This is a genomic window from Neisseria zoodegmatis (assembly GCF_900187305.1).
Taxonomy (GTDB): Bacteria; Pseudomonadota; Gammaproteobacteria; order Burkholderiales; family Neisseriaceae; genus Neisseria; species Neisseria zoodegmatis.
In genome coordinates this window covers 1,837,309-1,849,842 of the sequence record NZ_LT906434.1, presented here as the reverse complement: position 1 = coordinate 1,849,842, position 12,534 = coordinate 1,837,309, and the positions used below count along the sequence as shown (strand labels likewise).

At 47.6% G+C, this 12,534-nt stretch carries 13 protein-coding genes; 12 read left to right on the top strand and 1 reads right to left on the bottom strand.

The window, feature by feature from the left end; all coding sequences use genetic code 11:
- Positions 1-6: 6 nt before the first annotated feature.
- The 10 genes from CKV66_RS08730 (at position 7) to CKV66_RS08680 (ending at position 9,431) form a co-directional block, all read left to right on the top strand.
- The gene (locus CKV66_RS08730) at positions 7-1,017 is read left to right on the top strand and encodes a type IV secretion system protein (protein ID WP_085363046.1); all 1,011 of its coding nucleotides are present in this window, start codon (positions 7-9) and stop codon (positions 1,015-1,017) included.
- Between the two features lie 602 nt (positions 1,018-1,619).
- The gene (locus CKV66_RS08720; RefSeq protein WP_085363044.1) at positions 1,620-2,492 is read left to right on the top strand and encodes an antA/AntB antirepressor family protein; all 873 of its coding nucleotides are present in this window, start codon (positions 1,620-1,622) and stop codon (positions 2,490-2,492) included.
- A gap of 1,037 nt (positions 2,493-3,529) precedes the next feature.
- Positions 3,530-4,234, top strand: coding sequence for a virB8 family protein (locus tag CKV66_RS08715; RefSeq protein ID WP_085363043.1), 705 nt, complete (start codon positions 3,530-3,532; stop codon positions 4,232-4,234).
- A 176-nt stretch (positions 4,235-4,410) separates the two neighbouring features.
- The gene (locus CKV66_RS08710; protein ID WP_231990474.1) at positions 4,411-5,085 is read left to right on the top strand and encodes a TrbG/VirB9 family P-type conjugative transfer protein; all 675 of its coding nucleotides are present in this window, start codon (positions 4,411-4,413) and stop codon (positions 5,083-5,085) included.
- Positions 5,086-5,099: 14 nt separating this feature from the next.
- A complete protein-coding gene (gene virB10, locus CKV66_RS08705; RefSeq protein WP_085363041.1) occupies positions 5,100-6,401 on the top strand; it encodes a type IV secretion system protein VirB10 in 1,302 nt (433 codons plus the stop codon).
- A 196-nt stretch (positions 6,402-6,597) separates the two neighbouring features.
- A complete protein-coding gene (locus CKV66_RS08700; RefSeq protein ID WP_085363040.1) occupies positions 6,598-7,698 on the top strand; it encodes an ATPase, T2SS/T4P/T4SS family in 1,101 nt (366 codons plus the stop codon).
- Positions 7,699-7,738: 40 nt separating this feature from the next.
- Positions 7,739-8,407: a DUF2786 domain-containing protein gene (locus CKV66_RS08695; RefSeq protein WP_085363039.1), complete on the top strand. Its 669-nt coding sequence runs from the start codon at positions 7,739-7,741 to the stop codon at positions 8,405-8,407.
- A 1-nt stretch (position 8,408) separates the two neighbouring features.
- Entirely contained in the window at positions 8,409-8,624 is a 216-nt protein-coding gene (locus tag CKV66_RS08690) for a hypothetical protein (protein ID WP_197697448.1), read from the top strand.
- Positions 8,621-9,151: a thermonuclease family protein gene (locus CKV66_RS08685; RefSeq protein ID WP_231990473.1), complete on the top strand. Its 531-nt coding sequence runs from the start codon at positions 8,621-8,623 to the stop codon at positions 9,149-9,151. The genes CKV66_RS08690 and CKV66_RS08685 overlap by 4 nt, the downstream gene beginning before the upstream one ends.
- Before the next feature lie 52 nt (positions 9,152-9,203).
- Positions 9,204-9,431: a hypothetical protein gene (locus CKV66_RS08680; protein ID WP_085363038.1), complete on the top strand. Its 228-nt coding sequence runs from the start codon at positions 9,204-9,206 to the stop codon at positions 9,429-9,431.
- Here the strand turns inward: CKV66_RS08680 and CKV66_RS12230 are convergent, their stop codons facing one another.
- Positions 9,432-9,821 (bottom strand): hypothetical protein, encoded by a 390-nt coding sequence (locus tag CKV66_RS12230; RefSeq protein ID WP_157739162.1) that lies wholly within the window; start codon positions 9,819-9,821, stop codon positions 9,432-9,434. It abuts the gene before it with no gap.
- A 36-nt stretch (positions 9,822-9,857) separates the two neighbouring features.
- On the opposite strand from CKV66_RS12230, the gene CKV66_RS08670 reads away from it, so the two are divergent.
- On the top strand, positions 9,858-10,247 hold the full coding sequence (locus CKV66_RS08670; RefSeq protein ID WP_157739161.1) for a single-stranded DNA-binding protein: 390 nt from the start codon (positions 9,858-9,860) through the stop codon (positions 10,245-10,247).
- 58 nt (positions 10,248-10,305) lie between these two features.
- Entirely contained in the window at positions 10,306-12,486 is a 2,181-nt protein-coding gene (locus tag CKV66_RS08665) for a type IV secretory system conjugative DNA transfer family protein (RefSeq protein WP_085363035.1), read from the top strand.
- Positions 12,487-12,534: the final 48 nt, after the last annotated feature.

The following is a 12,534-nucleotide window of genomic DNA, read 5'->3' as shown; positions in this document are numbered from 1 at the left end:
AAAAATATGGCCAATAGTGTATTTCAAGGTATTGCTGATGAATTTGTAGTTAAATTCGGAGCTGATTTATTCAAAGATATTGGTAATTTTATTTCTCATATTTCTCCACTATTTGCAGCAGGTTTCGGTATATATATCTGCATTATTGCTTTAGATGCCTATAACAGGGGATTAGACGAAAATGCCGTGGATTTGAGTAAAAGAATGTTTGGATGGATGGTAATTATTGCTGCTGCTTTTAATGCTTCGCAATATGGTGTGATTGCAGAGTGGGTTTATGGATTACCTGATGCCACAGCAGCAGCATTTGGTGGAAACTTAGAAGCGGGATTGTTTGATAAAGCTACTGATAAGATAGAAGCGATTTCCGTGCAGTTTGAATTACTCCGTGAGCCTTTTGATGATTTAGATGAGTTAGGTTATGTATTGATGCTTTTCGGAGTTGAGTATGCCATAAAAATTTTAGCTTATCTTTTATTGGGTGTAATATTTGCCTATTATGTTGTAGGCAAGATATTATTATCACTGAATTTAATGGTTGGACCTTTGTTTGTTGGAACAATGCTTTTCCCCGCAACACGACAGTATGGTATGAATTGGATAGGGCAATGTCTAAACAGTATTATTACTATTGCCTTGTTAGCGGTATTATCTGGTTTGCAAATGGAATATTTTTCAGGAAAAATAGACGAATATGCAACACTCTTGACAAATGATATGGGAACCTCTTTAGGAGCTGCTGGTGCAGTAGGGACGGCAGCCGCATTAATTCCAATATTTATGACAATGACTATCGCTTTTGTATTGGCAGTTTGGAAACTACCTGCAATGGTTTCTGCTTTAACAGGGGGAGCCAGTATGGAAGGATTTGGTGGCAATTTGGGAAGAATGGCTGGCAATACCCGTACTGCACAAGCCATAAATAGATTGCCTGCCAATATTGGAAAAGCCTTTACTCAAGCTTTTACGAAAATATTTGGTAATAGCAATAAAGGAGGCGGTATTTCTCCTAAATGAGCTTTGAATTATAAATTATATTTGTGGCCTTTAAGAGAGAGGACAAAACGATGGAGAGTAAGACTATTTTGTGTGAGTATTGCCATACTCCCGTGCCATACCGTGCAAAGGTGTGCACAGGTTGTCAAGCAAAGGTTTCATATGGCACACCTGCTTTTTTAATTTTTCTACTTGCCACCTCTCCATTTTTAATTATGTTTATGTCGGCAAAATATGATATAGAGTTAGGTTTCTATCTAATGTTTCCCTTACCTATATTCATAGGTATTCTGTGTAAAAAGCTATTTAGAAATAATGTGTCTTTTACTAGATATACTAGGTCTGACCGACTGTATTAACATATCGATTGACAAACTGCCGCAAAACAGGCACGATGACTGTACTACTAAAAACGTAAGCGGTTCATTCGCACCCGTTAGTTGCGGCTTTTTTATGCCCGTCTTTCAGGCTGAAAGCGGCGCGGCCATTCTTGCAATGGCGGGTCGAGAGAGCCTAATACAATACCCGCAAGGGGAATAAGTTCCGCCGTCTTACGTCGGTAGTTGAAGCCCGCCCACCTACTTAAGTGGGTAACTCAAAACTAAAACGTAAGGAGTTCAGCAATGAACAATCAAAACCTCATTCCCGTATTCAGCGGCAAAATCTCCCGTTCCGAAGCTTTACTTTGCGATGCGCGAAAACTGCATGAGTTTTTGCAAGTGTCCAGCCGTTTTAATGACTGGATTAAAAAGCGAATTGAAGAGTACGGATTTCAGGAGAATCAAGATTTTATCAGTTTTACTGAAAATTCAGTAAAACCCCAAGGTGGCAGAAAAAGCACTGAATACCACATCACTTTGGACATGGCGAAAGAACTGGCGATGGTCGAGCGCAACGAGCAGGGCAGAGCCGCCCGCCGCTATTTCATCGAGTGCGAGAAAAAGCTAGCCGAAGCACAAAGGCTGTCTGAAAAGAAACAGCTTCCCGCCAAAATCAAACGCCGCATACGGAACAGGGACGATTTATCTTTTACCCGCCGCGATGTGCAGGGCAGGTTCATCAACTGGCATCCGCCGACAGACGAAAACGGTATTTATTGGCAGGATGCCTATATGATTGGGCAGGCATGGTTTGATGAAGTAAGGGAGTTGGCAAAGAACAATCCCGAAGAAGCATTTTATGTTCTTACGCACGCAACACGTCTGATGGCGGTGCATACCGCACTTTATGATGGCGGTAACGGGTTTGGTTATGTAGAAGGCTTTTTCAGTAAAATGGCACGTTACACTCTAACTGCGGTTTTGTCGCACCAAGAAGAAATTGCTTTTCCGTTTGCATCAGATCTAGGTTCTGCGGTTGATTTAGCCGTTTATCTGAAACAGGCCGCGCCACTATCCGACGACGAATTGCGCTGGCAGGCGTGGACGGAAAGCGAAGCCTGCCGCCGCAGGTGTTTTGAAATGAAATTGGCTGAGTTATCGGGTTTGCATTCCTGATAATCTGATGCCGTCTGAAAATAAGATGTTTCAGACGACATTTGTTGTATTTAACTTTTCTGAAGGAAAGAAAACTGCCCACTCTTAACAGAGCAGGCGGAAACGCAAGGTTTTTTGTTTGCCGTTCTTAGTTGACTAAGAGCAGGAACAGGGCTAAGATAATCTTAACGACTGTTCTCAGTCTCAGCCATGAACGACCGTCTAGCGTGGTTTGTTTCATGTTGAAACTCTCCTTTCTAGGGAGGTTCAAATAAAACAGCCCCATTGCCGTGGGGCTGTTTTACTACCTAGCCCCACGAACATTATACCGAAACCCGTAAAGCGATTTGCGAGTTTTTTATTGCCTTGCGGAAAGAAAACCGCCCACTCTTAACAGAGCAGGCGGAAACGCAAGGTTTTTTGTTTGCCGTTCTTAGTTGACTAAGAGCAGGAACAGGGTTAAGATAATCTTAACGACTGTCCGTAGTCTCAGCCATGAACGACCAGAGCGAGTGGTACGTTTCATACTTGAAACCATCCTTTACTAGGGCGGTTTCAGCACAAAGCCCCACGGTCATGGGGCTTTGTTGCTACCAGCCCCGACGCAATTATACCCGAGAAACCCGTAAAGCGATTTGCGGGTTTTCTGTTATCTGGAGGAAAGCCTCCACTCCTTACAAGTCAGGTGTAAGTTTTCAATATTCTCCGACAGCCGGAACGTTTAAACGATCCGGCTGTTTTTATTTCTACCTTTACTTCATCACGAAAGGCAAACTTATGTTTTTCAAAACCTGTACCGCTGCGTTGACGGCAGCTTTTTTATTGTCCGCTTGCGCCCACCGTGCACCTAAACCCTACGGTAAACCGTTCCCGATTAATGCCAAACAGATAGCCGATTCAACACACAAGACCCTACATCATGTTTCAACACACAGGGCGATACTATAAAAGTACATCGCTCTATGTGTTGTCCTTCTTTGGAAAGAGGTTACGCCTCTCGCAGACAGACCCAACACTACCGCCGTGAACGGCGGGGTTTCAACCATTAAGGAATTTCGATGACCAAGAACACACAACAGGCCGAACGCCATAAGCCGATGCCGCCGCTTAAGTTCATTGAAGCTGCCCGTGCTTTTGAGACGGCAGAGATAGATCGTGTCCGCAAAACCGCTAAAACCGCATGGCGCATTACCGCCGCCTCTCTTCTGATAACAGGGTTGGCAGTCGGTGCGGTAGCCGGTTTGACACCGCTTAAAACCGTTGTACCGTTTTTAGTGCGGGTGGATAACAACACAGGGGCAACCGATATTGTTACCACGCTGAAGAACCAACAGCAAAGTTATGGAGAAGTGATAGATAAAGCAAACTTATCCTTCTATGTGAAGAGCCGTGAGGGCTATGATTGGTATGCGGTTCAGGATATGTTTGATGCGACAAACCTGATGTCGGATAGCTCGCTACAATCTGAATTGGTACGGCTTTATAAAGACAGCCCGAATGCTCCTCATAGGATGTTGACCGACAAATTCCGTATCAATGTCAAAATTTTGTCTATCAGTTTTATCGGTAAAACTGCGCAGGTACGCTACGAAAAAACCATGATACCGCTTACTGCGGACAAAAACGTGATACCGCCGCAACGCTATGTAGCTACCATCAGTTATGAATACCGTGATGCGTCCATGTCTGATGAGGCACGGCTGATTAATCCGCTCGGTTTTACGGTAACAAGCTGGCGCACCGATAAGGAGGCTGCACAATGATGTTTCTTTCCTCATTTGTAAAACGAAAGTTCAGATCATCTGAAAACAAACAACGAAATAAAAACAGCTATATGACCGCCTTTGCATTGAGTGCTTGGGCAGTTTTGTTTTCTAGCCAAGCTGTCGCCGATCCGCGTATACGTACGGAAAATTACAGTGAAAAGCGTGTTTATACCGTGTATGCCAAAGTTGGACGGGCGGCATTGGTGCAGCTTCAAGATGGCGAATATTTGGATTCCCGTTCGTCAGCTCTCGGCATGGGAGATGCATTGGCTTGGAAAATGTCGGTTCGTGGCAACAATATCCTGTTCAAACCGTCTGAAGCGAAGCCTGCTACCAACATGATTGTGGTTTCGGATAAGCGGACTTATGTGTTTGACTTGAAGATAGCCACAGCCAAGCAACCGCCAACTTATGTACTTCGCTTCCGCTATCCAGAGGACATCCGCCGTATCAGGGAAGCTCAGGCAGGGAAACGCCGTACCGCAATGGTTGCATTGGCTGCGGCAGGCGGTGTGAGGCCGACAGGTAAATCAAACGTCAATTACTGGGGACGCGGCGACAAAACGCTTGCGCCGACCGCATTATGGGATAACGGCCGCTTTACCTATTTCCGTTTTGATAACGGCCGCGTTTTGCCTGTGATTTACCGCATCAACAACGATGGAACGGAAAGTTTAGCGGATTTCCATGTGGAAAAAGACACCGTTATCGTTCATGAAACTGCTGCAAAATTTGTGCTGCGTTCGGGTAAGTCCGTCTTAGGAATCGAAAACCGTAGTCATGATGGTACGGGTACATTTAACCGAACAGGCACAGATGACGGCGCAAGTGTGCGCCTATTGAAATAGAAAGGACAGAAAATATGGGTTTTTTTGACCGTTTCCGTCGTCGTAAAAACCAAGATGACGGTAATTCAGTAGAAGAACAGGTGGCCAACAGTACAACAATGTACGACAAGGTAGATAACCCTGAATTGGAAGGCGGCGTACCCGATGTCCAATCGTCCGGAGGTGTATCTAAAAGCCCGCAACAGTTGGTTTTACTGGGTGTTGCACTACTTGGCTCGGGTTTGGCAATTGCGGGGCTCATGGTATGGCTGAACCGTGAGCCTGCTGTTGAAGAAGAACCGCAAGAAAAACCTGAAATTTCAAGCGATAGCCAATATGATTTTACTGCCGACCAAGTACGTCTGCAACAACAGCAGGAAGTTTCTGCGGCATCTGCTCCTGAAGGTATCACAACGACACAGCCTGCATCGGCAGCTTCGACCGTTGCAACGGTGGAAGCCGTATCTGAGCCTGTTGCTTCTCCTCCTACCGAACCGCCACCTAAAGACCGTAAATTAACTGGCGATGTTTTGGTAGCGACAGACGGAGGGGCAACACAAGCGGCAGCGGGTGCGGCTTCGGGCAGTGCATTCACAGAACCTGTTATCAGCGGCTTGGATAACTCGGAGTTGTCGGGTTTGCGTTCAGATGGAGATACGCTGCAAAAAGGCAGTTTTGCGGACAAGTTAAATCCCACGTCAACCGCATCTGTACAAGCATCACGAAGCCCGTCTGGCGACTACCTGTTGGCCAAAGGTACGAATATTTCCTGCACCATGCAGACTAAAATCGTTACCACCCAACCCGGCTTTACACGTTGTATCGTAGATAAAGATGTTTACTCTGCCAACGGCAAAGTGCTGTTACTGGAACGCGGAACCAAAATTACGGGTGAGCAGACTGCTGCGCTGCTTCAAGGCCAAGCGCGGGTTTTTGCTCTTTGGAATGAGGCGGAAACACCGTACGGCGTAAGAGTTTCTTTGGCCAGCCCTGCTGCGGGACAGCTTGGCCAAGCCGGCATCGGTGCACGGGTCAATAATCATTTTTGGCAACGTTTCGGCGGTGCAGTCATGATTAGTCTGATTGGCGACTTGGGCGATTATGCCGCCAACCGCCGAAATAGTCATGGCGAAGGTCAGACTTTCAATTTTGATACTACGTCGGAATCCGCACAGGACATGGCGACAGAAGCCTTGAAAAACAGTATTAATATCCCGCCGACAGGCTATGTAAACCAAGGTAGCCGAATTAACATCATTGTTGCCCGTGATGTTGATTTCAGCAGGGTATATGAGCGTGTTAATCCTTTGGAAACGTCGATATTGCCCACAGATTAACTTGTTTTGCAACAAGCTGATTTAGGCAGTCTGAAGTGTTTTCAGACTGCTTTTTTATGGGCACTGTTAATTCCATAGACTGAGCCTAGAAAATAGGTGTCAATTCCATTCCAAAACTGAGCCACAGTTGTGGTCTAAAAATGAGCCAGATAAACGGAGAGTGGCTCAGTTTGCACGATATTTTACTGGAACGAAAATGAACAATAACACTATCAAGGCAGATGCTTCAGCCCTGAATTTTTTGGATAACCTCGGTATTAGCAAACAGCTTGCTCGAGAAGGGTTGACCGAAGTTATGATAAACCGCCCATTTGAAATGTTTGTAGAGGGCAGTTTCGGTGTCGAGCGTTTGGATGCTCCCGAATTATCCTTGGACAGGCTCAACAAGTTGGCCAATGTGCTATGCAATTTGAATGGCAAGCATATTTCTACTGCAAACCCCATCCATTCGGTAACTTTACCCCACGGTGAGCGCGGGCATATCATGTTGCCACCCAGTTGTGAAGATCGTACTGCTGTTTTTGCCATCAGAAAACCCTCTACCAGCCGTTTTTCTTTAGACGGCTACATCGATAGCGGAAGACTGCAAGGCTTTACCGATTATTCGCGCTACGGAAATGCCAACAGTACGGATAACGGTATTGAAATAGACGGTTCGCGGTTCAGAGATGTGTGCGACAAAATGAAACTGCCGCATGACGTACCGCTGGCATCTTGGCAGTATCAAATGCTGGAAGCCAAAGCCAACCGCGATTTGGCAACGTTTTTCAAAATTGCGATTGAACAGAAACTCAACATCTGCATGGTCGGCGGCACGGGTTCGGGCAAAACCACATTTACCAAAGCCCTAGTGGACATGATTCCGAACAACACCCGTCTCATCACAATTGAAGACACGCACGAACTGAATACACCCAATCATCCCAACCATGCGCACTTGTTCTACAAAGAGCATATTACGGCCAAACAAATCATCGCCGCCTGCATGCGGCTCAAACCCGACCGTATCCTGCTGACCGAACTTCGCGGCGATGAAGCATGGGATTATCTGTCGGCACTTAATACCGGACATCCGGGCGGATTGACTTCTGTCCACGCCAATGATGCCCGGAGCGTACATTACCGCATCGCACAACTGGCAATGGAATCTCCTGCGGGAAAATCCATGCCTTATGAATACATACTCAACACCGTGCGTACCACAATTGACGTAGTGTGCTTTTTCCACCGTACCTATATGACTGAACTGTATTTCGATCCGGTGGAAAAGTATCAGGCTCTACGCGGTAAAGCATAAGGGCTTGCATCTTTTTTTCAAATTTTAAGAGAGCCATATTATGGATAAAGAATCAGCATTGCAGCGAATCAAAAAATGCTTGGCTTTGGGTAAGTCTTCCAACGAATACGAAGCGGCACAAGCCATCAGGCACGCACAAATATTGATGGACAAATACGGTCTGACCGCTTCGGATGTGGAACTGGCGGAAGTTACCGAACACTACACCCGTGCGCCGCTGACCGTACCTCAATGGCATTGGAATTTGGTTCATCTTTGCGCCCGTGCGTTCGGTTGCGAACGGTGGCACCGCAAAATTGCTACGGGCAGTGGATTTGTCTTTTGCGGTATCAACGGCCGCCCCGAACTGGCTTCCTATGCCTACGAAGTTTTGCTGCGCCAACTCAAAACCGCACGGCGCGGATACATGAAAACAGAATTGTCTCGGGTACGCATCGGCAAAAACAAAACCGCCCGTGCCGACAAATTCTGCGAAGGCTGGGTAGCGAACGTTTCGGATACCGTACACGAATTTGCCCGTACCGAAGCGGAGACCGAACTGCTCGCACGCTACAAAAGCGAAAAATACGGCGTGATGAAAAAAGCCAAAACACGCGATATTAAAACCAACATCGGTCTCGGAGATTATTGGGCAGGGCATGATGCTGCCGACGGTGTACGGTTGGATATACCGCTTGGACAAGCAGGACACAAACGATTGGGAGCATGATATGGAAACCGTCAAAACCTACAACGTCCGCATCCGGCTGACCAAACAAAACGGCCGCTATGGTGCGGCTGCGGAAACTCTGTCAGGCGAACTGCTTGAATCCTTACCGCCGTTGTCCGCCGCCGAAAACGATGCCCTGTATGCGCTTTTGCACGCATTGGCATTGCAGAACAATTTTTCAGACTGCCTGAAAGCGGCGGAACAGGATATGCTGTGAAATTCCGTGTCCAATCCTGCCGCCGTTCGGTAGTCTCGTTGACGGTTGCTCTACTGTCCGCTGCCTGCGATTGGAGCTTGTTCGGAGAGCCGTCGGCGATTCGTCCGTCTGCGGAAGAACAAACAGTTTCCTGTCGTATTGTTGGCATTTCGGACGGCGATACGCTTACTTGCCTGACCGAACAGAAACGGCAAATCAAAGTGCGTCTGCACGGTATAGACGCACCCGAAAAAGCCCAAGCCTACGGGCAGAAAGCCAAGCAGCATTTGTCAGACTTGGTGTACGGCAAAACGGTCATGCTCGACGTTACCGATACCGACCGCTATGGCCGCACAGTTGCCGTTGTGTTTTCAGGCAGCCTGAACGTGAACCGGCAAATGGTCAAAGACGGCTACGCATGGGCATACCGCCGATACGGCAGTACGTATGAGGCAGATGAAACGGTGGCCAAATCTGCCCGCAAGGGATTGTGGTGGGACACGAATCCCATTGATCCTGCCGAGTTCAGACAAAACGAGCGCAAATAAAACCGCCTGAGTGCGGTTTTATTTATTGAAAACAATCCAAAGGATATGTGTAATGAATATTTTCTTCTCTCAAACCGAACAATTATTTGACGGTTTCCTACGTTTTGGCTTTATTCCTGAAGCCGCATACAGCCAAGAAGATAAGACGATATTGGTTAAATATTACCTAACCGTTCGCGAAGGTTTGGATTTTTCTTTGCCTGAAAATGCTTGCGCTTATAACAATGCCTTGCGGGACAAACTGTATCCGAAGGCAGAACAGTTGCTGACCGGACACTAGTCAATCTGCGTTTTTTGACGGTTTGCTCAGATTCTTCAATACTCGGGTATCTGCCATCTTGCCGCAGGCTTCGACCAACTCCCTCCAAACTTCGGCAGACATTGAGCATTGGGTTTCAAATACCTCTGATTCTTTAATAAGCTGTTTCAATTTTGTTTCTGCGGCGGCCAGGTCTGATTCATTTTCATCTTTGATATATCTCAGTAACAGAACCGACAACAGCATTGTTTCGCCAAATAGTTTGTTGCGCTTTGCTTGCAAGGTCTGCTCTATACGGATTGCATGTTGTATCTCATACAGTTCCGTTCGCAGACTGTCTATTTCATCGAGCATTTTTTCAACAAACAGTTGGCCTACATCCGCCGCATCCAGTTCATTCCAATCATCCATTCATTTTCCTTACCAACATTTGAGAGAGGTTTCATTATGCCATACGACAACACCCTGCACCTGATGGGCTTTCTCGGGAGCGACCCTGAAGGCGGTTATTTTAACGACGGTACGGCTCATGCCAAATTATCGCTGGCCGTTAACGAAAAGCGGCGTGGCAGAAACGGAGAACAGATAGAACACACGGAATGGTTTTCCATACTGCTGCGCGAAAAATCCGCCGAATTTGCCATGCAATATTTGAAAAAAGGCAACTGTGTATCGGTTTGGGGAAGCATCTGGTCAAGACACTTTACCGATAAGCAAGGTAGTGAACGTACCCTGTATGAAGTACGCGGCAATAAAGTGAAATTCATCTCGGCCAAACAGTCTGAAGTCTCGGAAAGAGACACCGGAGACGGCGGCGCGGCGGCATATTTGGGCTGACAGCCTATGCGCTACGTTTTTCAGACGGCCTGAACCGCTTTTATGGAGAAAAACAGATATGTCAGACACAAAAAAACTGCCCGCCGTCCTGTTCGGTTTGGGTCTTACTCCTTTTGCCGCAGCAGGCGGCCTGTATCTTGCCTCTTGGCTGTTTACCCGTTGGCTGTCTCTGAAAAGTGCGCCGTCCGTATTGATGCTGCCGCGCTATTGGCCATATTACGACAGGCTGCCTGAAAACATGGTTTTTCCTTTGCAGGCTACATCTGCCATTGCCCTGCTACTTGCTGCCGTCCCGCTTGCCGCCATACTGGCGGCTTTATTTATGAAACCGAAGCGGGAACTGCACGGGTCGGCACGTTTTGCCAATACTGCCGAAATAGCCAAAACAGGGTTGCTGAAACCGCCCGAAAAGCATAAACCGTCCGAGCCTCTGCCGCTGCCCAGCCTATTGTTGGGCAGATACAGGGGCAGGTTTCTGCGTTGGGTTGGTAATGAATTCCTCTTCGTTGCCGCCCGTACCCGTGCGGGTAAGGGTGTATCACTGATTATTCCGAACTGCCTGCATTACCGCGACAGTATGGCAATCTATGACCCGAAATTTGAAAACTTTCTGCTGACGGCAGGCTATCGTGCCAGCGTCGGACAGAAAATTTTTCTGTTCAATCCGGGCGGTTTGATGCCGGGAATGAGCAAAGCCGATTTTGATTCGGGCGATACCGCTCATACTGAAAGACTGTTCAAACAGGCCAAACTGATTAAGGGGTTGCGCAGCCACCGCTGGAATCCGTTCAGCTATGTATCGCGCAATCCGCTGTTTATGTACAAAGACATCAGCAATATGGCAGCCATTATGCTGCCGATGAGTACCAAAAGCAGCAGCGGTGACGGCAACAGCAGTTTTTGGGTGGAATCCGCCCGTAAACTGTTTGTCGGTTTGGCACTTTTTATGCTGGAAACCGAAGATGAGCGTGAAAACCGCGATACAGACTATCGGGAACGCAGTACCTTGTCCTATCTGTACCGCCTGACCAGTCCGAAAAACGGTAAAGGCCTGACCGAATGGATCAAGGACGAGCTGGACAGACGTAACAGGACGGGCAGGCCGCTTTCGGATGCCTGTCAAACCCTGCTGGGTGGTTTTGCCAGCGGCAATGCCAAAACCAATGCCGATATTTTGGCTACCATGACCGCGCCTTTGGGGATATTTTTAGACCCTGTTGTGGAAACGGCCACATCAGGCGACGATTTCCGCCTAGACGACCTCCGCAGCCAGCGAATGACGATTTATATCGGCATCAATCCGACCGAAACTTCTACTTTTTCCCGACTGACCAACCTGTTTTTCAGCCAGCTTATACAGGTCAATGTTGCCCAAGGGCTGCCTGAAAACAATATTGACCCGGATACGGGCAAGACCAAACTGCCGTTCCAGTGTCTGCTGCTGATGGACGAATTTCCGGCATTGGGAAACGTACCTGCAATTATGGAAGGGGTTTCCTATGTGGCAGGCTACGGTTTACGGATGATGATTATCGCCCAGTCCCCTGCACAAATTGAAGCCGTGTATGGCCGAGAAAATGCCCGTACTTTCTTTACCAACTTCGCCGCCCGCGCCCTGTTCACACCGCGCGATCAGACGGAAGCGGAAGAGTACAGCAAAATTTTAGGCAACGAAACGGTTAAATCCAAATCGGTTTCACGCAGCCGAGGCAAAGGTACGAGCCGCAGTCAAAGTGTGAGCGATCAAAAACGTGCTTTAATGTACGACAGCGAAATCAAGCAGATGCCGATGGATAAGTGTATTTTGGACATGGCGGCATCACGGCCGATTTATGCTGATAAAATCCGCTATTACGATGACCCTGCACTCAAAGGACGTGCAGGCAGGCCGATACCGCACGTTCCCGAACTGCACTTTGTTTCAGGCGGCCTGAAAAAGCACGATGACACGCCGCAGACCATTCCGCAGGAGCAGGTAGCGGATACCCATCCGTCCGAATACGGAAACAAACAGGAACTGGCACAGGTATTTACCGACCTGATAGCCGACCCCGAAACCGCAGTCATGCTTGGACAGATATTGTATTCCGATTGGAAGCTGGAAATGATGCCGACGGTACGCAATATTTTGGCTGAAGACGTATCAGGCGGAATGCCGTTTGCCGATGAAGCAGATGAAGAGAGCGCCGACAGCGCAGCCGAAAATGGCGGCGGTTTGTTTGACAATATAGACGATTGATACGGCTAAAAGCCTGCCTGAGAATACGGAATGTTTTCAGGCAGGTTT

What these genes read in the sequence shown, in the direction of transcription:
- CKV66_RS08720 (WP_085363044.1), top strand. Translation starts at nt 1,620, where the DNA reads ATGAACAATCAAAACCTCATTCCCGTATTCAGCGGCAAAATCTCCCGT.
- virB10 (WP_085363041.1), top strand. Translation starts at nt 5,100, where the DNA reads ATGGGTTTTTTTGACCGTTTCCGTCGTCGTAAAAACCAAGATGACGGT.
- CKV66_RS12230 (WP_157739162.1), bottom strand. Translation starts at nt 9,821, where the DNA reads ATGGATGATTGGAATGAACTGGATGCGGCGGATGTAGGCCAACTGTTT.
- CKV66_RS08695 (WP_085363039.1), top strand. Translation starts at nt 7,739, where the DNA reads ATGGATAAAGAATCAGCATTGCAGCGAATCAAAAAATGCTTGGCTTTG.
- CKV66_RS08690 (WP_197697448.1), top strand. Translation starts at nt 8,409, where the DNA reads ATGGAAACCGTCAAAACCTACAACGTCCGCATCCGGCTGACCAAACAA.
- CKV66_RS08670 (WP_157739161.1), top strand. Translation starts at nt 9,858, where the DNA reads ATGCCATACGACAACACCCTGCACCTGATGGGCTTTCTCGGGAGCGAC.
- CKV66_RS08665 (WP_085363035.1), top strand. Translation starts at nt 10,306, where the DNA reads ATGTCAGACACAAAAAAACTGCCCGCCGTCCTGTTCGGTTTGGGTCTT.
- CKV66_RS08700 (WP_085363040.1), top strand. Translation starts at nt 6,598, where the DNA reads ATGAACAATAACACTATCAAGGCAGATGCTTCAGCCCTGAATTTTTTG.
- CKV66_RS08730 (WP_085363046.1), top strand. Translation starts at nt 7, where the DNA reads ATGGCCAATAGTGTATTTCAAGGTATTGCTGATGAATTTGTAGTTAAA.
- CKV66_RS08715 (WP_085363043.1), top strand. Translation starts at nt 3,530, where the DNA reads ATGACCAAGAACACACAACAGGCCGAACGCCATAAGCCGATGCCGCCG.
- CKV66_RS08680 (WP_085363038.1), top strand. Translation starts at nt 9,204, where the DNA reads ATGAATATTTTCTTCTCTCAAACCGAACAATTATTTGACGGTTTCCTA.